Here is a 26,045-nt window from a genome sequence, read left to right as displayed (position 1 = left end):
TCACCGCTCCACCCCGCGATGTCACCACCCCGTAAGGAGTATCCGGACATGCCCGTTGAGCCGCTGTCACAGAAGGACATCGAGGACCGGCTGCGGGAGCTGCCCGGCTGGTCGCTGTCGGACGACCACGACCGGATCTCCCGCAGCTTCCGTCTCGCCAACCACTTCGCCGCGACGGCCATGGTGGTCCATGTGGCCCAGATCCAGGAGGAGCTCGGCCACCACAGCGACCTCACCCTCGGCTACAACACGGTCGCCCTGTCCGTGAACACCCACTCCGCGGGCGGCGCACTCACGGCCCTGGACTTCCAACTCGCCCACCGCGTAGAGGAGATCGCCCCCGGCCACGGCGCTGGATGACCGCACTCGTACAGTGACGCACATGCTGGACTACGACGCCGAGGCGGCCCACTACGATGCCACGCGCGGCGGCGTGCCCCGGGCCGAAGCCGCCGCCGAGGCCGTCCTCGGACTCGTCCCCGCCACCGCCCGCACCCTGCTCGACATCGGGTGCGGCACCGGTTCGGTCACCCAGCGCCTGAACCGGCCGGGCCTGCGCGTCCACGGAGCCGATGCCGCCCACGGCATGGCGAGCATCGCCGCCGGTCGCGTCGGCCCCCGGATCGTGCTGGCCGATGTGCACCAACTCCCTTTCCGTTCAGGTGTGTTGGATGCGGTCTCCGCGGTGTGGCTGCTCCACCTGGGGCGGCGGATCGCGCCACAGTTCGTCGTGGCCGAGGCGGCGCGCGTACTGAAGCCGGGCGGGGTGTTCATCACCACCGTGGACAAGGACGCCGCCCACGACGTCGGCTCCGACATCGACGCCCTGCTCACCCCGCACCGCACCGGCACCCCCTCCGACCGGGCCGACCTGATCGAGTCGTACGCCGCCCGGCACGGCCTGGCCCCGGTGGCCGAGGCCCGCTTCACCGGACACGGCCAGGGCCGCACCCCGCTCGCCGCCGCGGACGCCGTCCGGCGAGGCCGTTTCACCTCCTGGTTCACCCTGGCCGGCCCGCCCGCCGAGCAACTGGCCGCAGCCCTGGCCGCCCTGCCGGACCCGGACCGGCCGCGGGCGGACCCGGAGTACCGGCTGCTGGCGCTGCGGAAGGAGTGAGAGCGCTCTCACCGGGGTCCGCCAGGTCCGCTCAGCCGCCCGCCTTCGTCATCTCCATGACCCGGTTGGGCACCCACGTGTCCCCACCGTCCGTGGAGAACGACTGCTCACAGCGGGCGCCCGACTATTGGGCCGAACGAGTAACAGAGAGTAACTTCCGTGCTGTGGTCCCCGTTCTGTAGCCATGTGGGGCGGCACCATGTGTGAACGGGCCTCCTCACGCTGAGTCCACCTCCACACCAGGAGCACCACTGTGATCAAGAAGGTTCTGGCCGGCGCGGCTTTCGCCACCGCTGCCATGATGGCTGTCGCCGCACCCGCGTCGGCGCACACCAACGGTCCCGAGGCCGAGAACAGCACCACCAACGCGCACGACAGCATCCGTGCCGCCCGTGCCGGGTCTGGCCCGACCACGAGTGGCAGCGGTGCCACGGACTTCGGAACCCGCAACGGCAACACTGCCATCGCCGGTGACTCGGGCGGCATCCTCAACACCTACGGTGCCCCGCTCATCAACATCGACGGTCGCTGCCTGGTGCCGCTGCCGGAGGGTGAGGGCATCGGCGGGCACCTGCTCGGCGGCCCGAAGGCAGCCTGCAACGTCGCGCCGGTCGACCAGTTCCAGGCCCCGCAGAAGCTGCTCTGATTGAAGAAGTTCGACTGAGCGTTTCCGGCGGCCCCCGACAAGAGCGCCTCTTGTCGGGGGCCGCCGTCTGCCCGGCCCCGCCGGCCTGGTCGGGATCGGGGCGGGTGGGCCGACCCCCGTCCGCCCCGCCCGCGCCGACTCCGGCCGGGTCATCCCTGCCAGTCGCCCGCCGCTGCCGCGTCCCGCGCGAAGTCCGCGAAGTCGCGGGGCTCGCGGCCCAGAACGCGCTTCACCCCGTCTGTCGTGGACGCGTTGTGGCCGTCGAGCAGCATGCTGAACAGCCCGGCCAGCCACTCGGCGTCCGGCGCGGGCAGGCCGTACCGGGTGAGCGTCTCCGCGTACTCGGCGCCCGACACCGGCACATAGCGGATCTCGCGGCCCGCCGCGCGGGAGAGCTCGGCCGTGACCTCCGCGAAGCTGAGCAGGCGCGGGCCCGTCAGCTCGTACGTCTGCCCGGCGTGGCCGTCCTCGATGAGGGCGGCGATCACGGCGTCAGCCAAGTCGTCGGCGTCGACCCAGGGTTCGGCGGTGTCGCCGGCCGGGAAGGCCACCGTTCCCGCCAGAACGCCCTCGGCCATCGCGCCCTCGCTGAAGTTCTGCGCGAAGAACGCGGCGCGGACCACGGTGAGGTCCGGGCACACCTCGCGGAGAGCGCTCTCGGCGCGGGCCGCCTCCGGCTCGCCCCGCCCTGAGAGCAGGACGACCCGGCGCACCCCGTTCGCCGCCGCGAGCCGGCCGAACCGGCGCATCGCCTCCGCCGCGCCCGGCGCCGCGAGGTCGGGATAGTAGGCCACATACGCGGCGTACGCGCCACATAGTGCGGCGCCCCATGTGGAGTCGTCCGCCCAGTCGAAACGGACCTCACCGGACCGCGACCCCGACCGGACCGGAACCCCGCGAGCGGTCAGCCGCTCGACCACCCGGTGCCCTGTCTTCCCCGTCCCGCTGGTCACCAGTACCGTCCGCTGCGCCAACTCGCCGGTCCGCTGTGCGTTTCGCGTCGTGTTCGTCATGCGTCCAGCGTCGTCGGACGGCCCTGGACTCTCCATGCGCCAGGGGCCAATCCCCATACGCGTTCGTCTACGCCTCGTGCCGCCCGGCGCGTTCTACGCTGGCCCCATGGACGCACTCGCAGGACTGCTCGACGGGCCGCGGGCCAGAGGCGCCTTCCTGCTGCGCATGGTGATGGAACCCCCCTGGTCCGTACGGATCGAGGACCGCGCGCCGATCTCCCTGATGTCGATGACAGCGGGCGAGGCCTGGATCGTGCCCGACCACGGCGAGGCCGTGCACATCGCCCCCGGCGACATCGTCGTCGTGCGCGGCCCCGATCCGTACACCGTCACGCACTCGCCGGAGCTCGCACCGTTCGCCCGGATCGGCCCCGGGGCGACCTGCACCACCCTGCGCGGGGAAGCGCTCTCGGCCTCCATGGACCTGGGCGTACGCACCTGGGGCAACGCGTTGCACGGTTCGGCCACCATGCTCGTCGGCACGTATCTGATGGAGGGCGAGATCAGCGGGCGGCTGCTCGCCGCGCTGCCGCCGGTGGTGCGGCTGACCGCGCGGGAGTGGAACTGCTCGCTCATGCCGCTGCTCGACGACGAGATCTCCCGCGACGAGCCCGGCCAGAGCGTCGTCCTGGACCGGCTGCTCGATCTGCTGCTCATCGCGGTGCTGCGCTCGTGGTTCTCGCGACCCGGCGCGGACGCGCCCGCCTGGTACCGGGCGATGGGCGATCCGGTGGTCGGCCCCGCGCTGCGACTGCTGCAGAACAGCCCCGCGCACCCCTGGACGGTGGCGTCGCTCGCCGCGAAGTGCGGGGTGTCACGAGCGGGATTCGCGCGCCGCTTCACCGAGCTGGTGGGGGAGCCGCCGATGGCCCACCTGACCGGCTGGCGCCTGGCCCTGGCCGCCGACCGCCTGCGCGAGACGGACGCCACCGTCGAGGCCATCGCCCGCCAGGTCGGCTACAGCGGGGCGTTCGCGCTGAGCGCCGCGTTCAAGCGCGTTCGCGGCATCAGCCCCCAGGAGCATCGGGCTCTTCACGGCAACGGCTGAACGTCCGGTCGGCCGCCCAGAGTCAGGATCCCCTGCGGGCCCGGGACATGCGGCAGGAATGATCCATCCACGGCCCGCCCCGCAGCCTCGCCGCGCCGGCGCCGACTCAACCCTCTTACGAACGCCTCCCGTTCCTTCACGACCGGCTCGCATTCCTTCGCGTACCACCCCCGTCACTCTCAAGTGCCCCCAACTCCCTTACGTACCAGGCGAGTTCATTGCTTGCTGTGAGCCGGTGAGGGTACGGATACTCGACGCGGCGAGTTGGCATGGACGCCGGTGTATGCCGGGATCCCGGTCGTCGCGTCCTGCTCATCGCGCCCGACGGGCCCGGCGAACACCCGTGGCCGGGCTCAACCCCCCACAGGAGGTTCTGAGTTGAAGCAGCGATGGATGTCAGGCCGACGTGCGGCCACCGCCGCGGCGGGAGCCCTGGCGCTCGGCGCGACCCTGACGATGCAGAGCGCCGACGCAGCCCCCGCACCGACCGCCGCCCCGCAGACCGCCGCATCGGCCGGGCAGCTGGCACACCGGATCGACACCACTCTCGCGGGCCGCACGGCAGGCTCGTACTACGACGCCGGGAGCCAGAAGCTCGTCGTGAACGTGGTCGACGCCGCGACCGCCGACAGCGTCCGCAAGACGGGCGCCGAAGCCCGTACCGTCAAGCACTCCGTGAGTCAACTCAACGCGTCACGACAGGAGTTGAAGGCCCAGGCCTCCATACCGGGTACCTCCTGGTCGATGGACCCGGTCAGCAACACGATGGTCGTCAAGGCCGACCGCACCGTCACCGGTGCCCGCCTCGCCCAGCTCACCAAGGTGGTCCAAGGACTCGGCGACACGGTCACCCTGAAGAGAACGGCCGGACGCTTCCAGCCGCTCATCGCGGGCGGCGACGCGATCTGGGGCAGCAACGCCCGCTGCTCGCTCGGCTTCAACGTCACGGTCGGCGGCCAGCCGTACTTCCTGACCGCCGGGCACTGCGGCAACGCGGTCTCCAGTTGGTCGGACCAGCAGGGCGGCTCCGAGATCGCGGTCACCGAGGCCTCCACGTTCCCCGGCCACGACTACGCCCTGGTCCGCTACACCAGCGACACCGGCCACCCGAGCGCGGTCGACCTGTACAACGGTTCCTCCCAGCCGATCAGCGGCGCAGCCGAGGCCACCGTCGGCGAACAGGTCCAGCGCAGCGGCTCCACCACCGGCGTCCAGGGCGGCCAGGTCACCGGCCTGAACGCCACCGTGACGTACGAGGAGGGCCAGGTCGACGGGCTGATCGACACCACCGTCTGCGCCGAGCCCGGCGACAGCGGCGGCTCGCTCTTCGACGGCAGTACGGCCCTGGGCCTCACCTCCGGCGGCAGTGGCGACTGCAGCTCGGGCGGCGAGACCTTCTTCCAGCCCGTACCGGAAGCGCTCCAGGCGTACGGAGCGCAGATCGGCTGACCCGTACGGACGTTCCGGGCGGGCAGGGACTCAGGCGTCGCCCGCCAGCAGGTGCTGGGGTACCGACCGGAACGTCCAGGTGCCGGCCCGGCGCGTGAAGACCCACACCAGGTCGAAGCGGTCGGGCCACTCCTCCGGGACCCCGCCGGCCCGCGAAGCACCCAGTGCTTCCACGATCGGCGGGATCTTGGAGTGCTCCCAGCAGATCAGCACAGGGGCCGTCGCCGCCAGAGCGGCGGCGGCCAGCTCCTTCTCCTTGCCCTCGGCGAACCCGGTGTCGACTCGAAGGTGGAGAGCCTCGGCGAGCGGCGTCACGGTCTGCCGCATCCGGTGCGCACCGGCGTCCGGTCCCTGGTCCGCGGCGGCGTAGATGGTGGCGGGGCGGGGGAGCGGCGCCGACCCCGAACCGGCAGGAGCGCTACCGCCGTTGGCGGCGAAGAGCCGGGGCAGCGCGTGAGAGCGTTCCCAGCCGCGCCTGGTCAGCGACTTCTTGTCCTGCTTTCCCGTTTCGTCGAACCCGGGGTCGCCGGAGCCGGGCTTCTCACCATGCCTGATGATCATGATCGTGGTGTCGCGCCCGGGGTCGGACGGAGCAGGATCCGTCGACGCGGAACTCCTCGGCGCGGACTTCTTGTCGTGGCCTGCGCCGCAGCCCGCCGCCACGACCGGCGCGGCCAGCGCCAGGCCCAGCAGCACTGCCCGCCGGTTCGGCCCGCTCCTCTGAGTCACCCTCGTACCTCTTCTTGCGTGGTTCGCCTGTGTGTCAAATAGAGCCCGTATCAACGGAGTTGACGGCCGATTCGGCTCCGAGGTTCCCTGAGGGCGCCGATCCGGGCGATCTCCCGGCGGCGCGGGGCCACCCGCTGAGAGCGCTCTCGCCGAGCCGCCCACCTCACCCACCCAACGAACCGCTCACTCGACGACAGACTCCAACTCCCACCACTGCCCGGGCGAGTCGGTGTCCTCCCACTGCTGCACGTTCGCGCCGTCCTCGGCCGAACCATGGGCGACTTCCAGGAGCAGCCCGCTGATGTAACTGACCAGGGTGACTCGGCCGGGAGCGTCCAAGTGCCGCTCGACGAGCCACTCCTGAGCCCCGAAGTTGTTGGCCTTCCACTGCTGGACGTTGGCGCCGTTCTCGGTGGAGGCGTTGGCGACGTCGAGCCGCTTGCCGCTGTTGACGTTCACCAGGTGGTAGAGCCCGCCGCCGCTGTGCACGGGGGAGATGTGCCACTGCTGCGCCGTGGAACCGCTCTCCTTGCCCTGCTGCACATTGGCCCCGCTGCCCTTGGCGCCCCCGTACACCTCAAGGAGCAGCCCGCTGGCGACGTTGCGTACCAGGTAGCGGCCTTCGGGCAGGGCGGGGTTCTGCGTGTCGTTCATGATCTCGAAGGATACGGTCATGACAACGCCGCCGCCCGGAGGAATCGGGCGGCGGCGTCACGCGATGGTGCGGTGCCGTCAGTGGTGGCGGCTCTCGCGGGCCAGCGCGGTCACGAAGTGGGCCGCGTCGATGGTGCCGACGCCGGTCGCCATGTCGTAGCCGTTCACCGCGGTGTAGCCGGTGACGCCCTGGTAGCTGTTGTTCGTGCCGTCGTTGACGTCGACGAGACCCGAGCCCGGCTTGTAGCCCTGGTGCTTGTACAGCGAGTACAGCGCGTCGTTGATGTTGCCGAGGCGGTGGCCGGCGGCCTGGTCGGCGAGGGCGACGATGCCGGAGAACAGCGGGCTCGCCTCGCTCGTTCCGCCGGACACGTCCCAGCCGACGGCGGTCGGGTCGTAGCTGGAGTACACCCAGGCGCCGCCGTTGACCGCGGCCGCCATCGAGATGTCCGGGGTGCCGCGACGGTTGCCGACGATGCCGCGCACGCCGTTCTGGAAGGACGGACGCTCGAAGACGTGCGACTGCCCGCCGCCGCCCGAACCGTTGTCGTTGTACACGCTCTCGGGGCTGAGGCGGTTGCCCTTGTCGTCGAGGTGCAGCTGGGTGCCGCCGATCGACGTGACCAGCGGGTCGGACGAGGGCCAGGAGTTGACGCGCTCCTTGTAGTAGCCGCTGCCGTCCGCGGTGTTGTCGGTGGCGCCGCCGTCACCGGAGGAGGCGAGCACGGTCACGCCGTGGGCCGCCGCGTCCTTGAACGCGTACCGCAGGTTCTTGATGCTGGAGAAGTCACCCTTGTCGAAGCCGGGGAACGTGTTCTCCGTGGCGCCGAAGCTCTGGGTGATGACATCGCCGATGCCGTGGTCGATGAGGTGCTTCTCGGCGTCCATCATCTCGGGCAGGCCGGTGACGCCCTCGGTCTCGGCGACCGCGGTCTCGACCAAGATGATCTTCGCGTCCGGCGCGACGGCGTGTGCCATCTCGACGTCGAGCGTGGACTCACCGGCCCAGCCGGTCATGTCCTTGTTCTTGGGGTCCCACTTGGGAACGTTGCCCCACTTGACCACGTCGACCTTGCTGCTGGGAATGCCGTACTGCTTGCTGTACACGTCCAGGTCGTGCTGGATCGTCGGCGAGCCGAAGGAGTCCACGATCACGATCGTGCGGCCCTTGCCGGTGATGCCCGCCTTGTAGAGCGGGTTGAGGTTGTACGCCTGGCGGTACTGCAGCGGGCCGTAGCAGGCGATCTTCCACTTGGCCTGGCACTGCTCGGTGCTGAGCGGGCCGCTGGTCGAGTGGGCGAGGTGCTGCCCGGAGATGGCCGGGACGGGCTTTACCTGCGGGACGGCAGGTGCGGCGGTGGCGGACCCGGACAGCGGGGTGGCTATCACCGCGGCGGCGGCAAGGGCGGTGGCCCCAACTGTCGCTGCTGCGGTACGAGTCCGGGGGCGGGCTATGCGCATGAATGCTCCCTGAGTGGGGTGAAGCCGCGCGGGGCGGTCTTCGCGATCCCATCGGGAAGGTCATGCGCAGGACAAGAGGATTTGTCGCTTGATGTCGAACGCTTTGCCTGGGCGGTGCACTTGAATGAACATTCTTGGTTGGTCCCTGACCAACCAAAGTCAATAAGCGACAAAAGGGGCGCCGTCCGACCGGGTCGGACGGCGCCCCTTTTCTTCAGGGCCTGGTCAGCGTGTGTGATCAGGCGCCGAGGTTGAACTCGGCCGGGTTCGGCCCAAGGCGCTTGCCCTCGTCCAGTGCGGCGAGCGCGGCCAGGTCGTCCGCGTCGAGCTCGAAGTCGAAGACGTCGATGTTCTCCTTGATCCGCGACGGCGTCACGGACTTCGGGATCACGACGTTGCCGATCTGGAGGTGCCAGCGCAGCACGACCTGCGCCGCGGTGCGGCCGTGCTTCCGAGCGATCGCCACCACGGTCGGAACGTCGAGGAGCCCGCGACCCGAACCGAGCGGCGACCAGGCCTCGGTCGCGATGGAGTGCTTGGCGTGCAGCGCGCGCGACTCCGCCTGGGCGAGCTGCGGGTGCAGCTCGATCTGGTTGACGGCCGGGACCACCGAGGTCTCGCCGAGCAGCCGCTCCAGGTGCACCGGCTGGAAGTTGGAGACGCCGATCGCCTTGGCCCGGCCGTCGGCGTAGATCTTCTCGAAGGCCGTGTAGGTGTCGACGTAAGCGTCCTTGGCCGGCACCGGCCAGTGGATCAGGTACAGGTCGACGTAGTCCAGGCCGAGCTTGTCGAGCGAGGCGTCGAACGCGCGCAGCGTCGAGTCGTACCCCTGCTCGGAGTTCCAGAGCTTCGTCGTGACGAAGAGGTCTTCGCGGGCGACCCCCGAGGCGGCGACGGCCTGGCCGGTGCCCCGCTCGTTCTCGTAGATCGCGGCGGTGTCGATGCTCCGGTACCCGGACTCGATGGCGGTGGCGACCGCCTTCGCGGCCTCGTCGTCCGGCACCTGCCAGACGCCGAAACCGAGCTGCGGCATCTCGACGCCGTTGTTGAGGGTGATGGAGGGGACCTTGCTCACGAGCGGTCGATCCTTACGTCGTCGGTTGGTACTCCCATCGTCAACGAACGAGCGGAGCGACGCATTCCCAACGGGCCCACCCGATCACACCTGACCTGCGGTTCAGTACCGCTCCTGACTCGCCGTTCAGGAGCGCGTGACCGTGCGGCGCAAGATGATTGGCCGATACAGCTCCGACCTTATCGGTCCGAACCATTGACCGTGCCTCGACAAGACGCGACGCTATGGCACATAACTGAACGCCGGACACTCATGTGAACAACATGTCTGCCCTGCTCAGGTAACTGCTCATGGGCGCGACACACACCGTTCACTCCTGAACCCCACCTCTCAGGAAGGCAGGTACACCCCATGAAGGACACACGGGAAACATCGGAGGAAACGGCGGCGGTTGCGGTCTGGGAGACCCCCGAGTACACGGTCGTCGAGACCGCGCTCGAAGTCACCGGCTACTTCCACGCCGACCGGTAGGCGCCGCGCCATGCTGCTGCAGGTGCTCGGCACCGCGGCGGGTGGCGGAGTCCCGCAGTGGAACTGCGCGTGTCCCGGCTGTGCCGGGGCACGCGTCCACCCGCGGCGCCGCCGCCGGCACGCCTCCCTCGCTGTCAGGTCCGGCGGCCCCGGAACCCGCTGGCACATCGTCAACGCCGGCCCCGACATCACGGACCAGATCGAATCCGTGCCCGCCCTGCTGCCCGGCCCCGGTTCGCGCGAGTCCCCGGTCGCGGGAGTGATCCTCACGGACGCCGAACTCGACCACACCCTTGGCATCGCCCGCCTCCGCGAGACGGAAGGCTTCGTGGTCAGGGCCACGGCACCCGTACGGGACGCACTCCTCGAACGGCTACGGCTGGGGGATGTGCTCGGCCCCTATACGGCCATCGAATGGCGCGAGCTCAGCGAGAAGCCGGAAGCACTGTCGACGGCGGGCCCCGTGGGGTGGTGGCGGCAGGGCGGGAGGTTACAAGGGCCGGGAGCGACCGAGGGGTGCGAACGGGGGCCGGGAGCGCTCTCAGCCCCTGGCTCCACCGAAGGGTGCGAGCGGACGGGGACGCTGGAAGCGCTCTCAGCTGCCGGCGCCGACGGGGGGCGTCGACAGGGGGAGAGGCCGGGAGCGCTCTCAACGCCCGGCCCCGGCGAACGGCGTGATCCGGACGACCGGCTGAACGCGCTCTCCACACCCGGCTCCATCGAGGTCAGCGTCAGCGCCATACCCGTCTCCGCCAAACGGCCTCGCTACGCGGCCGGTCCCGGGCCCGACGACCCCACCTGGTCGGTCGCGCTCCGGCTGTACGAGCCGGCCACCGGCGCCTCGGCCGTCTACGCCCCCGCGGTCGCCACCTGGTCCGACGCACTCGACGCGGCGGTACGGAGCGCCGACGTCGTCATCCTCGACGGCACGTTCTGGGACGACGACGAGCCCGTACGCAGCGGGATCTCGACCCGCACGGCAACCGCGATGGGCCACCTGCCGATCGTCGGGCCGCACGGTACCTCGCACCGCCTCGCCGCACTCCCCGGCCGCTGTCTCTACACCCACCTCAACAACACCAACCCCCTCAACGACCCCGCGGCCGCCCAGCACGCACGGCTCGCCGAGCGGGGCCTGGAAGTCGCCGCGGAGCGGATGGTGATCGAACTGTGAGCAGCCCCCAACTCCCCTGGGCTGTAGGCGAGTTCGAGCGCCAACTGCGTGCCGTGGTCGAGCACCACTACCACGACCGGCACCCCTTCAACGTCCGCATGCACAAGGGTCGACTCGACCGCGAGGAACTGCGGCGCTGGATCCTGAACCGCTTCCACTACCAGCGGAACATCCCCGTCAAGGACGCCCACATCCTCGCCAAGTTCGACGAGCCGCACCTGCGCCGGATGTGGCTGCGCCGCATCCAGGACCACGACGGACCGACCGACGGCACGGGCGGCCTGGAACGCTGGCTCCGCCTCGGCGAAGCCGCCGGAATCACCCGCGAACGCATGTGGTCCGGCGCCGAGGTCCTGCCCGGAGTCCGCCTCGCCGTCGCGGGGTACGTCAACTTCTGCCGGCTCAACCCGGCCCTGGACGCGGTCGCCGCCTCCCTCACGGAACTCTCCGCGCCGGGGATCATGCGTACCCGCATCGACGCCTTCCAGGACCACTACGACTGGATCGAGCCCGCCGGCCTGGAGTACTTCCGCACCCGCATAGAACAGGGCAGCCGCGACAGCGCCGAAGCCCTGCTCCTGGTCAGCGGCTGGACCCGCACCCGGGCCGAACAAGAACGCTGCGTGGCGGCCCTCACCTTCAAGTGCGACGTCCTGTGGTCACTGCTCGACGCGGTGGAGCTGGGCGGGCGTGGGGGAGCGAGGGGAGTCGCATGAGGGGGGTGACCAAGGTGGTGAGGGAGGTGGGGGATGTGAGGGAGATGAGGGACGTGAGGGATGTGAGAGAGGCGCATCGGGCTTCGGCGATGGGGGCTGAGAGCGCTCTCGGGGTGCATGCCGTGGATGCGTCCAGCAGGGTCGTTCCTGCGGAAACGGCTGACGAGAGCGCTCTCACGAGCCCCTCGGCCCCGCACCCACAAGCCACCCCGGGCGCAGCCACGGCCACCCCGCCCACCCTCGATCCGCTCACCTCCAACCCCCTCGCCCTCGACCCGCTCACCTCCGACCCGCTTGCCCTCGGCCCCGCCTGGCGCCCCACGCTCTCTCGGCACGTGCTGCTGCGGCGCGACCGGGTGCGGGGAGTCGATCTGCTGGTGCTGCCCGAGCGGGTCGTCGTGCTGCACGGACCGGCGGGCAGCATCGTCCGGCTCTGCGATGGTGAGCGCGAAGTGCGGGAGATCGTCCACGATTTGGCCGCGCGCCACCCGGAGGCGCCCGTCGCCGCCGAAGTCCCTTTATTTCTCGGTAGGTTGCGCGAGGAGGGCTGGCTGCGATGACCATCGTCGAACCACCCTGGGCACTGCTCGCCGAGCTGACCCACGCCTGCCCGCTGCATTGCGCGTACTGTTCCAATCCGCTGGAACTGGTCCGTCGCAGAAGTGAGCTCGATACCGACTCCTGGTGTCAAGTGATGTGCCAGGCCGGTGAGTTGGGTGTCGTGCAGGCTCACATCTCGGGCGGCGAGCCGCTGCTCAGGCCCGACCTGCCGCAGATAGTCGCCGCCGCCGACGCGGCCGGCATTCACACCCAGCTCGTCACCAGCGGGATCGGCCTGGACGCGGCCCGCCTCGGCGCACTCGTCGACGCCGGGCTGCGCTCCGTACAGCTGTCCGTGCAGCATTCCGACGCGCAGGCGTCGGACCGGATTGCGGGGCGGCGCCGCTCCTTCGCCGACAAGGCGCGGGCCGCCGCAGTCGTCCGGGAGGCCGGGCTGCCGCTGGGCCTCAACGTCGTCCTGCACCGCGACAACCTCGACGCGCTCGATGCGATCGTCGAGCTGGGCCTCGACTGGGGAGTCGACCGCATCGAGCTCGCCAACACCCAGTTCTACGGTTGGGCCCTGCTCAATCGGAATCAACTCCTGTCTAGCAGGGGCCAGTTGGAGCAGGCGCGGAAGTCCGTCGAGGTGTGGCAGACCAGGCTCGGCGGGCGTACCGAACTCGTGTGGGTGGTGCCCGACTACTTCGACGGCACGGCGAAACCCTGCATGGGTGGCTGGGGTGCCCTCTCGCTGACCGTCGCGCCGGACGGCACCGTACTGCCGTGCCCGGCCGCCGCCGCGCTGCCCGGGCTCGACCCGCCCAATGTGCGAGAGCGCTCTCTGGAATGGATATGGCGGGAGTCGCCCGCCTTCAACGCCTATCGCGGCACCGGCTGGATGGCCGAGCCCTGCCGTTCCTGCGAACGCCGTGACATCGACTTCGGCGGTTGCCGTTGCCAGGCGTACGCCCTCACGGGCGACGCGGCCCGCACCGACCCGGCCTGCCGCCTCGCCCCCGACCATCCGCTCCTGCGCCGCATCGTCTCCGAGAGCGCTCTCAGCACCCCGAGCCCGGCCGTACCCCGTTCCTTCCGCACGGCTGCCGGCCGCCGCGGCCGAGTTTGAACGCGAGCCCACCCCCGCCCCGACGCCCTTGCTCCGCACGTCCGACGCCCGCACCTTCTCCCCGACGTGACCTGAGGTGACCATGACCAGATCCCCAGCCCGTCCATGGCCCGCCATCCGAAACCGCCGACCCCGCAGGCGACTAGTCACCCTGCTCGCCGCACTCCTCACCGTCGCCGGCCTCACCTTCGGGGCCACCGCCCCCGCGACCGCATCGCAGCCCGGGGGTGCCAAGGCCACCGACTGGTCGGTCGCCATGACCAAGTCGACGCTGGCCCGCTTCACCCCGACGTCCATCGGCGGCTGGTCGTACCCGGTCGGCCTGTATCTCTACGGCCAGTACGAGGTCTACCAGCGCACCCACGACGCCAAGCTGCTGTCCTTCATCAAGAGCTACGTCGACCGGTTCGTCGACAGCAAGGGCGGCATCAACCAGAGCTTCAACAGCCTCGACAGCATGCAGGCCGGGCGGCTCCTGGTGATCCTGCACCACGAGACCGGCCAGGACCGCTACCGGGTCGCCGCGCAGAAGATCCGTAACCGACTGAACACCTACCCCCGCACGTCCGACGGTGGTTTCTGGCACGCCGACTCCAGCAGCCGGGCCCATCAACTCTGGGCGGACGGCGTCTACATGGTCAACCCGTTCCTCGTCGAGTACGGCAAGGAGTTCAACGACTCGGCCTACACCGACGACGAGGCCGCCAAGCAACTCGCGGTCTACGGGAGTCACTTGCAGGTGGCCAACGGGCTGCTCAAGCATGCGTACGACGAGTCGCGCACCCAGAGCTGGGCCGACCCCACCACCGGGCTCGCTCCCGAACACTGGTGCCGGGCCATCGGCTGGTACTCGATGGCTATCGTCAACGTCCTGGACGCCATCCCTGCCAATCACCCACGCCGTGCCCAACTCCTGGGCTACCTAAGGAACTTGGCGGGTGGGCTTGAGCACTATCAGGACCCGAAGACCGGCCGCTGGTTCCAGGTCGTCGACAAGGGTTCCCAGGCCGACAACTGGACCGAGACCTCCTGCTCCAGCATGTTCACCTACGCCCTCGACCGATCCGTCCAACAGGGCTACATCGACCCGCACTTCGAGGCCGTAGCCCAACGCGGCTACCACGGTGTGCTCGCCGAGATCTCGCTCGGCTCGGACGGCCGGACCAACCTCACCGACATCTCCATCGGCACCAATGTCGGCGACTACTCCTACTACGTCGGGCGCACCCGGGCCACCAACGACTTCCACGGCCTCGGCGCCTTCCTGATCATGAACGAACAGCTCAGGTCGAGGTGACCCGCTGATGACTCCCACCCGCAGGGCCCTGCTCTCGGCCGCACTGGGCGGCGCGGCGGCGGCCGGACTGCCCGGGGCCGGCGCACATGCCGCGGCCTGGCAGCAGAAGTGGGCGCCGTCGGCAGCCACCGACGGGCTCAAGGCCTTCGAAACGATCGAGGACGACCGGGCGAACTCACACCCAGCCGGACACCCCCACATACTCCCCGACGGTGACAGCTTCCGCTTCAACATGCACACCGTCGACCGCGACACCATGACAGACCGGCAGCGCCAGGAGGTCACCGGGCTCCGCAACGGCGGCTCGTACCTGAAGTGGCTGCCCGGTCAGACTTGGCGACTCACGTACTCCATGTTCATCCCGAGCTCGCTGAAGGCGACCACCACCTTCACCCACATCATGCAGATGAAGCAGCCCGGCAACGGCACCTCACCGATCGTCGTGATGTCACTGCGGCGGGTGAAGGGGGTGCAGACCATCGAGCTCCAACTCCCCCTCAGCGGAACCCTGATAGGCCGGACCAACCTCGACTCGCTCCATGACAAGTGGACCGACGTCGACTTCCAGATCAAGGTCGGTGACAAGACCGCGGGCTCGGTGCGCTGGATCCTCAAGAGCGGCGGCGGCACCATCATCGACAAGTCTGCGACAGGGGTCGACACCTTCCTCGCCGACCGGGTCCGCCCGAAGTGGGGCATCTACCGCTCCCTCGGAGACACCTCCGGGTCCCTGCAGGACACGTATCTGCTGTTGACCAACCTCCGTGGTTACCAGCTCGTCTGACCGCTCACCGGGCCAGTCGCCCAATCACCCGTCCGACGCTTTCAACTGACCACCCGTCAAAGAGAGACGTTTCCATGCGCCCACACATGAAGAGATGGCTCACACTCGGGGGGCTGCTCCTCGCCGGGTTACTGGCCCTGGTGCAACCCACAACCGCGCTCGCCCTGGCGCAACCCACCACCGCACTCGCCGCTTCGTCCCCGGCCCGCCCCGCGCCGAAGAACCAACTAACCACCTCCACACCAGAGTTCAACGTCAAGGACTACGGAGCCAAGGGAAACGGCTCGGCCAATGACAGCCCCGCCGTCGACAAGGCCATCACCGCGGCCAACGCCGCCGGCGGCGGGACTGTGCGGTTCCCCTCCGGCACGTACAAGTCGCAGAACACCCTCCACATGAAGTCCAACGTCACGCTCCAACTCGACTCCGGTGCCACCCTGAAGGGCTCGAACGCCGGTAAGTACGATGCGCCCGAGCCCAACCCGTACGACCAGTACCAGGACTACGGACACAGCCACTTCCACAACGCGATGATCTACGGCGACCGGCTGACCAACATCGGGTTCACCGGGGCCGGAGTCATCGACGGCGGCGGAAACCTCATCACCGGCAACCCCAAGTCCGGCCAGGCCGACAAGATCCTGTCGCTGACCCGCTGCAACGGACTCACCCTCGGCGGCGGCATCACCCTGCGCCGCGGCGGCCACTTCGCCGCACTCATCAACGGCTGTACGCAGGTGACCTCCGACCACCTGACCATTGACACGGCGAGCGACCGCGACGGCTGGAACGTCATCAGTACGACCCATGTCACCATCACCAACGCCGTCATCGCGGCCAACGACGACGCCCTCGTCTTCAAGAGCGACTACGCACTCGGCGCCAAACTGACGAATGGTCATGTCGCGATCCATGACAGCAAGTTGTCGGCCAAGTGCTGCAACGCCTTGATGTTCGGCTCGGAGACCTGCGGCGACTTCGCCGACTACCAGTTCCAGGGCATCACCATCAACGGCGCCGACAAATCCGGGCTCGGCATGGTCTCGATGGACGGCGCCAACATCAGTGACGTCCACTACCGCGACATCACCATGGCCAACGTGCACTCGCCGATCATGCTGAAGATCGGAACCAGAAAACGTTGCGGAAACAGCCCGGGCGTGGGCCACATCTCCGGCATCACCTACGACAACATCACGGCGACCGGCACCAGCCCGTCGTTCTCACCGACCCTGTGGGGTGAGTCCGGCGCGAACCACATCGACGGCGTGACGTTCACCAACGTCCATCTCACCGTGCCGGGTGGCAACGGCACCATGTCCACCACCGTGCCGACCAACAATGCGACGGACTACAACCCGAACTCCATCGGAACCCGGCCCGCCTACGGCTGGTACCTCCACAACGCCGACCACATCTCCTTCACCGACAGTTCGGTGCGGTTCGCCGCCGACGACGGGCGGCCGGCGGTCATCACCAACGGCGGCGGCCCGGTCACCTTCACCCGCTTCACCGTCCAGCGCGGCGCCAAGAGCCCCTACGACCTGGCCTTCCAGAACGTGCCGGGTGGCTACTGCGTCGCCGACAGCAAGAACACCACCGGGGGCGCCCTGCGCATCAACGGCACCGGCTCCACCCAGTCCTGCGGTGCTCACGACGCAGGCGCCGGAACGGCCCGTGTCACCGCCGGCGCCGCGAACCGCGCGGCCCACCTCGACCACTTGGAGGGACCGGTATGAGAGCGCTCTCGGTCAGGCGCGGCCGCTTGACCACAAGACTCCTGCTCGTGGTGGCCCTGGTGCTCGGCGCACTGTCGCTCCAGGCCCCCGCCCGCGCCGATCTGCAGAACCCGCGCCAGGACTTCCTGCGTGCCTCCACCTCCGGGCTCTTCCTGCACTGGGGCGAGCGGACCGCGCCCGCCCACACCAACTGCGCCGCCTGGGAGTCCGACGTCACGGCCGGCGGCTGGAGCCCGGACTACTGGGTGAACGAGGCGCAGAAGCTGCACGCCCAGTACCTCGTCCTCGCCACCTTCCACAGCCGCCTCGGCTACGCCCGCCCGTGGCCCTCCAAGATCCCCGGCAGCTGCTCCACCAAGCGCGACTTCCTCGGTGAGTTGATCGCGGCCGCCAAGGCCAAGGGCCTCAAGACGATCCTGTACATGACGGACGACCCGCAGTGGCACGCCGACGGGGGCCATGAGTGGCTCGACTCCGCCGGCTACTCGGCGTACAAGGGCAGCAAGGTCGATCTGACCACCCGGGACGGCTTCGGGCAGTTCAGCTACGACAACTTCTTCGAGGTCATGGACCGCTACCCGGACCTCGGCGGTTTCTGGATCGACAACGACAACGACTACTGGCTGAGCCACAACCTGTACCAGCAGATCTACCAGAAGCGCCCGGGCTACACGATCAGCAACAACAACGAAGACACGCCGATCATGGACATGATCAGCAATGAGCAGAAGACGGGCATGACGCCCTCGTACGACTACCCGCAGGCGCTCTACACCGCACAACCCCGGCTGACAGAGGCCGACTTCAAGCTGCCGTCCACCGGGGCCTGGTGGTACGACGGCTCCAACCCAGCCGTGGACAAGAAGCTCACCCTGGGGCGGCTCATCACCAACGCCGGCTCGTCGGTGAAGGCCCTCATGGCGGAAACGGCCCAGGTGAACGGCAAGTTCCCGTCGAACCAGAGCGCGTTCAACGACTTCGCCAACGGCTACCTCACCCCGATCTGGCAATCCCTGCACGGCGTGGAGGGCGGCGGCTACCTGTACGGCGGCCTCAAACCCGGGTTCTGGAACGACGGCGCCCAGGGTGTCACCACCGTCAGCAACACCGACCCGAACCTTCAGTACATCCACGTCATCACCCCGCCAAGCACCTCCACCCTCAAGCTGCGCGACAACGGCTACCAGGTGACCGGGGTGTCCAACCTACGTACGGACACGGCGATTTCGTACAGTCAGTCCGGTGGCACGCTCAGCCTCACGGGCCTGTCCGGGTGGGACCCGTACGACACCGTCCTCAAGGTGACCACGAAGGGGCGCACCGGGATCATCGCCCCGTCCGGTTACACCATGAGTGCCTCGGCCTCGGCGAGCGGTCATGGTGCGGCGGCCGCGGCGGACGGCGATTACCTCACGTACTGGGACAGCGGCAAGACCCTCCCGGTGCGACTGGACTTCAGCCTGGGCGCGGCCAAGACCGTCCGCTATCTCGGTATCAACCAGCGTGAGGACTCGGTGAGTTACGCCCGTTCGGACACCGAGCAGTCGGCTCGGATCAAGGGCTACAAGGTGTATGTCAGCGCCGATGGCAAGGACTGGGGGAGCCCGGTGAAGTCCGGCACCCTGCCGAGCGCGCGGGGAGTCGCCTTCATCGACATCCCGGCCGTCTCCACCGGTCACGTACGCCTGGAGGTGACCAGCACCTACGCCGCATCTACGGACACCGCCCGCTACAAGCGGCTGCGGATCGACGAGACATGGCTCGGGAGCGCTTACGCCACGACTGGCTCGGCCGCGCCCCTGGCCCGCACCAGAGCTGAGAGCGCTCTCAACCCGCAGCCCGATTCCACCATCGACGACGCGGAGGCGCCGTGACCAGGCCCAGAGCACTTCCCGGCAGGCTCAGGGCGCTCTCCGCGGCCGTACTCGGCCTCGGCCTGGCCCTCGCGGGTGCCGGCCTGTCCATACCCCAGCAGGCCGCCGCATCCGACAACGGACTCTCTGTCAGACCGGCCATGGGATGGTCGAGTTGGTCGTACGTCCGACGCACGCCCACCGAGGCCAAGATCAAGGCGCAGGCTGACGCGATGGCGGGCAGCGGCCTCAAGGACCAGGGCTTCCTCTACGTCAACCTCGACGACTTCTATCAGAAGTGCGACTCCAACGGCTTCGTCGTCGACGCGTACGGGCGCTGGACCGTCGACAGCGCCAAGTTCCCTTCCGGCATCAAGGCGTTGGCGGACTACATCCACTCCAAGGGCCTGAAGTTCGGCTTCTATGTGACCCCCGGAATCGCCAAGAACGCGGTCACCAAGAACACCCCGATCGAGGGCACGTCGTACCACGCTAAGGACATCGCCGACACGACGAGGACCGAGAAAAACTACAACTGCAAGAACATGTACTACATCGACTACGGCAAGCCGGGGTCTCAGGAGTTCGTCAACTCCTGGGCGAGGCAGTTCGCTTCGTGGGGCGTCGACTACCTGAAGATCGACGGGGTGGGGAGCGCGGACATTCCCGATGTCCAGGCCTGGGACAGGGCGCTGCGTGCCAGCGGCAGGCCGATCAACTTCGCGCTGTCCAACAACCTCCCCATCGCCGACGCCACCACTTGGAGCAAACTCGCCAACAGCTGGCGCACCCAGGGTGACGTGGAGTGCTACTGCGGACCCGGGCCGAGCGGCAGCGGCTACCCGCTGACCGACTGGTCCCATGTCTCGTCCCGCTTCAACACGGCCGCCAACTGGGCCCGGTACGCGGGCCCCGGCGGCTGGAACGACCTGGACTCCCTGGAGATCGGCAACGGCGACCAGGCCGGGCTCACCGCCGACCAGCGCCGCTCGCAGCTCACCCTGTGGGCGATGGCGGCCTCCCCGCTCTTGCTCGGCACTGACCTCACCGCTCTGAACGCCACGGACAAGGCGATGCTCACCAACGACCGGGTCCTCGCGGTCGACCAGGACGGCGTCGCCGCGAAGCGCATCGTCAGCAGTGGACCGGGCCAGGTCTTCAGCAAGCGGGAGGCCGACGGCGACTACGTGCTCGCGCTCTTCAACACCGGTACGTCCGGGAAGGCGACGGTCGGCGTGAACTGGTCCCAGGCCGGCTTCTCCGGCAGCGCCAAGATCACCGACCTGTGGTCGGGAGCGAGTGGTGGCACGGTCGCGAACTCCTACAGCGCGAGTCTGCGCCCGGGCGAGACCCGCCTCATCCGGGCCCGGCCGACGACGTCCACCGCCGTACGGAACGAGCCCGAGAGCGCTCTCAATCCGCCGCCCGGCCAGGTGGGAGTCACGGCGAGCCCGCACAACGGCGCCCCGAACCCGGACTACCCGGACCGGGGCTGACGGAACCTTGGAGCTTCGGCAGGGCCGCCGGGGGGCGGCTTCTGCCGGAGCGGGCTGGGGTGACGGGGATGCCCGTCACCCCAGCCCGGCCTGCCCTCAGCCGCCCAACTTGTGTACAGGGAAAGGGATTTGATCCCGCGCGAGTCATTGACGCCACGCGCTCCAGGCACTGCGATGCAGTGATGGTTAGGAAGCTTTCCTAACGGGGTCGTGGTGCCCCGGCGGCTTTCGCTGCTCTCGCAGCGGCTCCGCTGCCCCGTAGTCCCCCCCCCGCAGTGATCCGCAGTAGTCCCGAGTACACCCCCCTCAAGAGACCCCCAGCACCTGGGGCCCCGTAAGCCCCATGGAAGGAACCCCCGTGCACACTCCCGTACCTCCAAGCCGTCTCACCGCGGCCCTCGTCGGCGCCGGCTGTCTGCTCCTGCCGCTGATCGCCGCCGTCCCCCAGGCCGGCGCGGCGGATGCCCCGCAGGCGGCCGCCGCCTCGGGCGCCATGGCTGTCGCCCCGTACGAGTACCTCGGCTGGGGCAATCCGCAGAAGCCCACCGACGTCATGGCGGCGACCGGTGTCAAGTGGTTCACGCTGGCCTTCATCCTGTCCGACGGCGGCTGCAACCCGAAGTGGGACGGCTCGCGCGCGCTGACCGGCGGTTCCGACGAGAGCGCGATCAAGTCCATTCGCGGCGCGGGCGGCGACGTGGTCGTCTCGGTCGGCGGCTGGAGCGGCAACAAGCTCGGTGAGAAGTGCTCCAGCGCCTCGGCGCTCGCCGGCGCGTACCAGAAGGTGATCAACGCGTACCACCTGAAGGCGCTGGACATCGACATCGAGGACACCGAGTTCTCGAACGCCACCGTGCGGCAGCGCGTGGTGAGCGCGCTGAAGATCGTCAAGACCAACAACCCCGGCATCGTCACGTACGTGACCATGGGGACGACCCCGAACGGGCCCGACGCCAACGGCAAGGACCTCATCAAGAAGGGGGCGGCCGCCGGGCTCGCCAACGACGGCTGGACGATCATGCCGTTCGACTTCGAAGGCCACAACGGCACCATGGGCTCGGCCACGGAGAGCGCTCTCGAAGGCCTGAAGGCCGCGGTGAAGAGCGCCTACGGCTACAGCGACGACGCCGCCTACCGGCACATCGGCGTCTCCTCCATGAACGGCAAGACCGACGAGTCCGACGAGACCGTCACCACCGGCGACTTCCAGACCATCCTCGGCTACGCCAAACAGCACCACATAGCGCGCTTCACCTTCTGGGCGGTCAACCGGGACCGGCAGTGCGGCTCGGGCGGGGACGCCGGGAGTTCGTGCAGCGGGGTCGGCCAGTCCCCGTACGCCTTCACCAAAATCGTCTCCCAGTACGCGGGCTGAGGGCGGGCCGACATGACGCATCAGCAGTGCAGGAGAGCGCTCTCAGCCCTTGTCGCGACGGCAGGTCTCATGGCGGGCGCCCTGACGGCCGCGCCGTACGCGGCCGCCGCACCGAGCGGCCCAGCCGTCCCCTTCGGCAGTCACCAAGTCCCTTACGTGGCAGGGACGTTGAAGCCATCCGGCAGTCAGGCGGCGATCGACCAGCAGGTGGTCGACAAGTACAAGGCGTGGAAGGCCGCGTTCGTGAAGCAGAACTGCGGCAACGGCTGGTACGAGACGCTCTCGCCAGACGCCGACCACCCCTATGTGGGGGAGGGCCAGGGGTACGGCATGGTGGTCACCGCGCTGATGGCGGGCGCCGACAACGATGCCAAGAAGGTCTTCGACGGCATGGTCAAGTACGTCCTGGCCCACCCTTCGTCGAACAACTCGGGGCTGCTCGCCGCCGAACAGGACAAGTCCTGCAAGAGCGTCGACGGCTCCGACTCGGCGACCGACGGCGACCTCGATGTCGCGTACGGGCTGCTGCTCGCCGACAAGCAGTGGGGCAGCTCGGGGACGTACGACTACAAGGATCTGGCCGTCAAGCACATCAATGCCATCAAGAAGAGCGAGGTGAATCCCACCACGCACCTGATGCTGCTCGGCGACTGGTCGACCCCGGGCGAGTCGCACTACTGGATCTCGCGCTCCTCGGACTGGATGGCCGACCACTTCCGGGCCTTCAAGTCGGCGACTGGTGACGGTACGTGGGACACCGTGCGCACGGCGCACCAGAAGCTGATCACTTCGCAGCAGTCCAAGTACGCCGCCAATACAGGCCTGTTGGCCGACTTCGTCGTCAACACCAACAGCACGCCCAAGCCCGCCGCGGGCAAGGTGCTCGAATCCGCCAACGACGGCGACTACGGCTGGAACGCCTGCCGCGACGCGTGGCGGATCGGCGCGGACGCGGTGACCAGTGGGGACGCCGCCTCGCTCGCCTCCGCGCGCAAGCTCAACGGCTGGATCAAGAGCAAGACCGGCGGCGACCCCGGCAAGATCGTCACCGGGTACCACCTCAACGGCACGGCGTTCGACAGCGGCGAGGACATGGCGTTCACCGCCCCGTTCGCCGTCGCCGCACTCACCGACCCCGGCTCGCAGGCCTGGCTCGACGCGCTCTGGAGCAAGCTGGCCGCCTCCCCGGTGGACCCGAAGCTCTACTACGGCGCCGGCGTGCAGCTCCAGTCCATGATCGTGGCATCGGGCAACTACTGGGTACCGCAAGATTCCTGACGGAGGATCACATGCGTCTCGCAACACCCCCACGCCCTGCGAGAGGCGGGGCCCGGAAGGCGGCCGCGGCTGCCGTGCTGCTGCTCTGCGCCGGCCTGGTACAGGCGGCGCCGCAGTCGGCCTCCGCCGCGCCCACCCGCTACGAGGCCGAGAGCGGCACCCGCTCGACCGGCAGCACCGTCGACACCAACCACAAGAACTACTCCGGCACCGGATTCGTCAACTCCAACAATGCGGTCGGCGCCTACGTCGAGGTCACCGTCAACGCGGCCGCCGCGGGCAGCGCGACCATCGCCATCCGCTACGCGAACGGCACCGGCGCCAACCGTCCCGCCGACGTGTCGGTCAACGGCGCCGTCGTGTCCGCCGCGCGGGCCTTCAACGCAACGGCGAATTGGGACACTTGGGCCGACTCCACCCTCACGGTGGCGGTCAAGGCGGGCAGCAACAAGATCCGCCTCGCCTCAACAACCGCCGACGGCCTCGCCAACATCGACTACGTCGACTTCGGCGGGGCATCGGGCGGCGACACCCAGGCCCCCACCCGGCCCGGCACACCCACCTGCTCGGCGGTCACCGAGAGCGCTCTCACGCTGAGCTGGGGCGCCTCCACCGACAACGTGGGCGTCGCGAAGTACGACGTCTACGAGCACGGCAACAAGATCAATGAGGTCGACGGAACCCTCACCTCCGACCACCTCACCGGGCTCACCCCCAACACCACCTACAACCTGACGGTGCTCGCCCGCGACGCGGCCGGCAACGTCTCACAGGCCAGCCCCGCGATCGACTGCACCACGTCGCCCAGCACCGACACCCATCCGCCCACCAAACCCGGAACCCTCACCTCGTCCCATGTCACCGCCAACAGCGTGGACCTGAACTGGGGTGCCTCCACGGACGACAAGAGTGTCACCTCCTACGAGGTGCGCAGCGGCGACAACGTCTACAAGGCCGTCACCGGCAACCCGCCCGGCACCAGCACCACCCTGACCGGCCTGGCCTGCGACAGCCCGTACTCGCTGACCGTCGTCGCCAAGGACGCGGGCGGCAACGTGTCCCCGGCCAGCAACGCTGTCTCCTTCACCACGGCCACCTGCCAGACCGACGGCGGAGTCCCGTCCTCGATCACCACGCTGTCCAGCAACTGGACCATTCCGTGGGGCACTTACTGGATGCCGGACAACTCCAGCGCCCTGGTCACCGAGCGGGACAGCTTCAAGGTGTACAAGGTGACGCCGAACGGGACCAAGACGCAGGTGGGAAGCGTTCCCAACGCGGTCACCACCGACGGTGAGGGCGGTCTGCTCGGCGTCGCAGTCGACCCCAAGTGGGCCACGAACCACTATGTGTACTTCATGCACACCGCGGCGGAAGGCAACCGCGTCGTGCGCATGACGTACAACGGGAGCGCTCTCAGCAACTACACCGTGCTGCTCCAGGGGATCAAGAAGAACAGGTACCACAACGGCGGACGGCTCGCCTTCGGCCCCGACGGCTACCTGTACGCCTCGACCGGCGAGGCCCAGACACCCGACCTCGCCCAGGACAGGAACTCCCTCAACGGCAAGATCCTGCGCATGACCACCGACGGCAAGCCGGCCCCGGGCAACCCGTTCAACAACTACGTCTACAGCTACGGGCACCGCAATCCGCAGGGCCTCGCGTTCGACCGCAACGGCCGTTTGTGGGAAGCCGAGTTCGGCGACAGCAAGAAGGACGAGCTGAACCTCATCAAGCCGGGCGCCAACTACGGCTGGCCGACGTGTGAGGGCCCCTGCAGTACGGCCGGAATGACCAACCCGAAGGCCAGCTGGCCCACCGGCCAGGCCTCGCCCAGCGGCATCGCCATCGTCCGCAACGTCGTCTACATGGCGGCCCTCAAGGGCGAGCGGCTGTGGCGCATCCCGATCACGGGCGACACGGAGAACGTGGGTACCCCGACGGCGTATTACGTGGGCTCGTACGGGCGGCTGCGTACGGTCACCAAGGTGCCGGGGGAGGACGCGTTCTGGCTCTCGACCACCAATGGTGACAACAACGGGACGGGGGGAGCCGGCTCGGACAAGATCTTCAAGGTACTGATCAAGTAGGCCTGGAGGAAGGGTAGTTGGGCTGAGCATTGGCGCCGCCGGCATGCGGGAAGGTGTCCACTCACCCCGCACGTCGGCGGCGCTTCTGCTGTGCCCGCGGACTGGCCGGTGCGCGGCCCCTACTGTTCGCTCAGCCGTCGTCGCGCTGTCCGTGGCCACGCTGGCGCAGCGAGGGCCGGTGTCCGTATCGGTGTTGCCGCGTCTCACCGGACTGATGCGCCAGGGCGGGAGGGTGTGACAGGCGGAGGGAAAATCGCTGTCGGCCAACCGATCTCCGAGCCTGCACAAAGAGGTTGGCGGCGAAAGGCGGAGGCGGGAGAGGCTGGGGCGCTGGCAGGATGGCCGCGCTTCCAGCCCCGCCTGAAAGGACCCGACGACCGTGGTTCGCGCCGTCACCCTGATCCGTTCCGCCACCCTGTCCGACGTGGCCGAGTACGCCTACGCGGCAACGGCTCCCGCCGAGTCGCGCCTCATCTTTCTGGCCGGCGCGTGCCCGCTGAACGACGACGGCTCCACAGCGGCCGTCGGGGACTACGCAGGCCAGGCGGCGAAGGCCGTCGAGAACATGCGGACCGCGCTCGCCGCCGCCGGCGCCTCGCTCCAGGACGTCATCAGCACCAGGGTCCTCGTCGCGTCGGCTCGGCAGAAGGACCTGGTGGCCGCCTGGGAGGTGGTGCGGGACGCGTTCGGTGCCCATGACGTTCCCAGCACCCTGATGGGTGTCACCGTGCTCGGCTACGACGATCAGCTCGTCGAGATCGAGGCCGTCGCGGCCGTGCTGGATTCCTGAGAGCGCTCTCGCCAACCCCGCGCAAGTCATGTCGCTTGGCGTGATCTCGCCGGATGCCGACTCAAGCGGCGCCGCCAAGGCTTGGTCGCATCCTCGGCGAGCCCGCGTCAGACGGCGG

Annotated in this window: 24 protein-coding genes; 19 read left to right on the top strand and 5 right to left on the bottom strand. The window is 68.9% G+C overall.

The window, feature by feature from the left end; translation table 11 throughout:
• The first annotated feature begins 48 nt into the window (after positions 1-48).
• From OHA17_RS07195 to OHA17_RS07185, 3 genes are all read left to right on the top strand, one after another.
• Positions 49-360 (top strand): 4a-hydroxytetrahydrobiopterin dehydratase, encoded by a 312-nt coding sequence (locus OHA17_RS07195; RefSeq protein ID WP_398879023.1) that lies wholly within the window; start codon positions 49-51, stop codon positions 358-360.
• 22 nt (positions 361-382) lie between these two features.
• Positions 383-1,117, top strand: coding sequence for a class I SAM-dependent methyltransferase (locus OHA17_RS07190; RefSeq protein WP_406505075.1), 735 nt, complete (start codon positions 383-385; stop codon positions 1,115-1,117).
• Between the two features lie 253 nt (positions 1,118-1,370).
• Complete coding sequence (locus OHA17_RS07185) at positions 1,371-1,763, top strand: hypothetical protein (RefSeq protein WP_053728702.1); 393 nt, start codon at positions 1,371-1,373, stop codon at positions 1,761-1,763.
• A gap of 149 nt (positions 1,764-1,912) precedes the next feature.
• Here OHA17_RS07185 and OHA17_RS07180 read toward each other — a convergent pair whose 3' ends face one another.
• Positions 1,913-2,776 carry an NmrA family transcriptional regulator gene (locus OHA17_RS07180; RefSeq protein ID WP_406505073.1) on the bottom strand — a complete coding sequence of 288 codons (864 nt, stop codon included), beginning with the start codon at positions 2,774-2,776 and terminating at the stop codon, positions 1,913-1,915.
• Between the two features lie 106 nt (positions 2,777-2,882).
• Between OHA17_RS07180 and OHA17_RS07175 the strand changes: the two genes are divergently transcribed.
• Together OHA17_RS07175 and OHA17_RS07170 are read left to right on the top strand one after the other, a co-directional pair.
• Positions 2,883-3,824: a cupin domain-containing protein gene (locus tag OHA17_RS07175; RefSeq protein WP_406505071.1), complete on the top strand. Its 942-nt coding sequence runs from the start codon at positions 2,883-2,885 to the stop codon at positions 3,822-3,824.
• A gap of 393 nt (positions 3,825-4,217) precedes the next feature.
• Positions 4,218-5,273, top strand: a complete 1,056-nt coding sequence (locus tag OHA17_RS07170) for a S1 family peptidase (RefSeq protein ID WP_406505069.1) — start codon at positions 4,218-4,220, stop codon at positions 5,271-5,273.
• Between the two features lie 30 nt (positions 5,274-5,303).
• Here the strand turns inward: OHA17_RS07170 and OHA17_RS07165 are convergent, their stop codons facing one another.
• The 4 genes from OHA17_RS07165 to OHA17_RS07150 form a co-directional block, all read right to left on the bottom strand.
• Positions 5,304-6,002: a hypothetical protein gene (locus OHA17_RS07165; RefSeq protein WP_406505068.1), complete on the bottom strand. Its 699-nt coding sequence runs from the start codon at positions 6,000-6,002 to the stop codon at positions 5,304-5,306.
• A gap of 183 nt (positions 6,003-6,185) precedes the next feature.
• Positions 6,186-6,656 (bottom strand): RICIN domain-containing protein, encoded by a 471-nt coding sequence (locus OHA17_RS07160; RefSeq protein ID WP_406505066.1) that lies wholly within the window; start codon positions 6,654-6,656, stop codon positions 6,186-6,188.
• A gap of 78 nt (positions 6,657-6,734) precedes the next feature.
• Positions 6,735-8,117, bottom strand: coding sequence for a S8 family serine peptidase (locus OHA17_RS07155; RefSeq protein ID WP_398879010.1), 1,383 nt, complete (start codon positions 8,115-8,117; stop codon positions 6,735-6,737).
• 238 nt (positions 8,118-8,355) lie between these two features.
• Positions 8,356-9,192: an aldo/keto reductase gene (locus OHA17_RS07150; RefSeq protein ID WP_406505064.1), complete on the bottom strand. Its 837-nt coding sequence runs from the start codon at positions 9,190-9,192 to the stop codon at positions 8,356-8,358.
• Positions 9,193-9,543: 351 nt separating this feature from the next.
• On the opposite strand from OHA17_RS07150, the gene pqqA reads away from it, so the two are divergent.
• From pqqA to OHA17_RS07080, 14 genes are all read left to right on the top strand, one after another.
• Positions 9,544-9,663, top strand: a complete 120-nt coding sequence (pqqA, locus tag OHA17_RS07145; RefSeq protein ID WP_063802074.1) for a pyrroloquinoline quinone precursor peptide PqqA — start codon at positions 9,544-9,546, stop codon at positions 9,661-9,663.
• A 10-nt stretch (positions 9,664-9,673) separates the two neighbouring features.
• Positions 9,674-10,837, top strand: a complete 1,164-nt coding sequence (locus OHA17_RS07140) for an MBL fold metallo-hydrolase (RefSeq protein ID WP_406505062.1) — start codon at positions 9,674-9,676, stop codon at positions 10,835-10,837.
• Positions 10,834-11,553 (top strand): pyrroloquinoline-quinone synthase PqqC, encoded by a 720-nt coding sequence (gene pqqC / locus OHA17_RS07135; protein ID WP_406505061.1) that lies wholly within the window; start codon positions 10,834-10,836, stop codon positions 11,551-11,553. Before OHA17_RS07140 ends, pqqC begins: the two co-directional genes overlap by 4 nt.
• Positions 11,550-12,113, top strand: coding sequence for a pyrroloquinoline quinone biosynthesis peptide chaperone PqqD (gene pqqD / locus OHA17_RS07130; RefSeq protein WP_406505060.1), 564 nt, complete (start codon positions 11,550-11,552; stop codon positions 12,111-12,113). The genes pqqC and pqqD overlap by 4 nt, the downstream gene beginning before the upstream one ends.
• Entirely contained in the window at positions 12,110-13,222 is a 1,113-nt protein-coding gene (pqqE, locus tag OHA17_RS07125) for a pyrroloquinoline quinone biosynthesis protein PqqE (RefSeq protein WP_406505058.1), read from the top strand. Before pqqD ends, pqqE begins: the two co-directional genes overlap by 4 nt.
• Before the next feature lie 82 nt (positions 13,223-13,304).
• On the top strand, positions 13,305-14,519 hold the full coding sequence (locus OHA17_RS07120) for a glycoside hydrolase family 105 protein (RefSeq protein ID WP_406505056.1): 1,215 nt from the start codon (positions 13,305-13,307) through the stop codon (positions 14,517-14,519).
• A gap of 7 nt (positions 14,520-14,526) precedes the next feature.
• A complete protein-coding gene (locus OHA17_RS07115) occupies positions 14,527-15,303 on the top strand; it encodes a Tat pathway signal sequence domain protein (RefSeq protein ID WP_406505054.1) in 777 nt (258 codons plus the stop codon).
• Positions 15,304-15,389: 86 nt separating this feature from the next.
• Positions 15,390-17,042: a glycoside hydrolase family 28 protein gene (locus tag OHA17_RS07110; RefSeq protein WP_406505052.1), complete on the top strand. Its 1,653-nt coding sequence runs from the start codon at positions 15,390-15,392 to the stop codon at positions 17,040-17,042.
• Between the two features lie 26 nt (positions 17,043-17,068).
• The gene (locus tag OHA17_RS07105) at positions 17,069-18,916 is read left to right on the top strand and encodes a discoidin domain-containing protein (RefSeq protein ID WP_406505050.1); all 1,848 of its coding nucleotides are present in this window, start codon (positions 17,069-17,071) and stop codon (positions 18,914-18,916) included.
• On the top strand, positions 18,913-20,391 hold the full coding sequence (locus OHA17_RS07100; protein WP_406505048.1) for a glycoside hydrolase family 27 protein: 1,479 nt from the start codon (positions 18,913-18,915) through the stop codon (positions 20,389-20,391). Before OHA17_RS07105 ends, OHA17_RS07100 begins: the two co-directional genes overlap by 4 nt.
• Before the next feature lie 358 nt (positions 20,392-20,749).
• Positions 20,750-21,766 (top strand): chitinase, encoded by a 1,017-nt coding sequence (locus tag OHA17_RS07095; protein ID WP_406505046.1) that lies wholly within the window; start codon positions 20,750-20,752, stop codon positions 21,764-21,766.
• A gap of 12 nt (positions 21,767-21,778) precedes the next feature.
• Entirely contained in the window at positions 21,779-23,044 is a 1,266-nt protein-coding gene (locus tag OHA17_RS07090; protein WP_406505044.1) for a glycosyl hydrolase family 8, read from the top strand.
• Between the two features lie 11 nt (positions 23,045-23,055).
• A complete protein-coding gene (locus OHA17_RS07085; protein ID WP_406505042.1) occupies positions 23,056-25,137 on the top strand; it encodes a PQQ-dependent sugar dehydrogenase in 2,082 nt (693 codons plus the stop codon).
• 379 nt (positions 25,138-25,516) lie between these two features.
• Entirely contained in the window at positions 25,517-25,927 is a 411-nt protein-coding gene (locus tag OHA17_RS07080; RefSeq protein ID WP_406505040.1) for a RidA family protein, read from the top strand.
• The last annotated feature ends 118 nt before the right edge of the window (positions 25,928-26,045 follow it).

Origin of the sequence: Streptomyces sp. NBC_00212, assembly GCF_045206365.1 — a bacterium.
In the GTDB taxonomy this organism is placed as follows: Bacteria; Actinomycetota; Actinomycetes; order Streptomycetales; family Streptomycetaceae; genus Streptomyces.
The sequence above is the reverse complement of the archived record's forward strand: the minus strand, read 5'-3'. Positions and strand labels throughout refer to the sequence as shown.

Bases quoted from the DNA above. Each gene is read 5' to 3' on its own strand.
- pqqA (WP_063802074.1), top strand. From the start codon at position 9,544: ATGAAGGACACACGGGAAACATCGGAGGAAACGGCGGCGGTTGCGGTC.
- OHA17_RS07155 (WP_398879010.1), bottom strand. From the start codon at position 8,117: ATGCGCATAGCCCGCCCCCGGACTCGTACCGCAGCAGCGACAGTTGGG.
- OHA17_RS07090 (WP_406505044.1), top strand. From the start codon at position 21,779: ATGACGCATCAGCAGTGCAGGAGAGCGCTCTCAGCCCTTGTCGCGACG.
- OHA17_RS07180 (WP_406505073.1), bottom strand. From the start codon at position 2,776: ATGACGAACACGACGCGAAACGCACAGCGGACCGGCGAGTTGGCGCAG.
- OHA17_RS07140 (WP_406505062.1), top strand. From the start codon at position 9,674: ATGCTGCTGCAGGTGCTCGGCACCGCGGCGGGTGGCGGAGTCCCGCAG.
- OHA17_RS07120 (WP_406505056.1), top strand. From the start codon at position 13,305: ATGACCAGATCCCCAGCCCGTCCATGGCCCGCCATCCGAAACCGCCGA.
- OHA17_RS07115 (WP_406505054.1), top strand. From the start codon at position 14,527: ATGACTCCCACCCGCAGGGCCCTGCTCTCGGCCGCACTGGGCGGCGCG.
- OHA17_RS07085 (WP_406505042.1), top strand. From the start codon at position 23,056: ATGCGTCTCGCAACACCCCCACGCCCTGCGAGAGGCGGGGCCCGGAAG.
- OHA17_RS07195 (WP_398879023.1), top strand. From the start codon at position 49: ATGCCCGTTGAGCCGCTGTCACAGAAGGACATCGAGGACCGGCTGCGG.
- pqqE (WP_406505058.1), top strand. From the start codon at position 12,110: ATGACCATCGTCGAACCACCCTGGGCACTGCTCGCCGAGCTGACCCAC.
- OHA17_RS07160 (WP_406505066.1), bottom strand. From the start codon at position 6,656: ATGAACGACACGCAGAACCCCGCCCTGCCCGAAGGCCGCTACCTGGTA.
- OHA17_RS07170 (WP_406505069.1), top strand. From the start codon at position 4,218: ATGTCAGGCCGACGTGCGGCCACCGCCGCGGCGGGAGCCCTGGCGCTC.
- pqqD (WP_406505060.1), top strand. From the start codon at position 11,550: ATGAGGGGGGTGACCAAGGTGGTGAGGGAGGTGGGGGATGTGAGGGAG.
- OHA17_RS07175 (WP_406505071.1), top strand. From the start codon at position 2,883: ATGGACGCACTCGCAGGACTGCTCGACGGGCCGCGGGCCAGAGGCGCC.
- OHA17_RS07110 (WP_406505052.1), top strand. From the start codon at position 15,390: ATGAAGAGATGGCTCACACTCGGGGGGCTGCTCCTCGCCGGGTTACTG.
- OHA17_RS07190 (WP_406505075.1), top strand. From the start codon at position 383: ATGCTGGACTACGACGCCGAGGCGGCCCACTACGATGCCACGCGCGGC.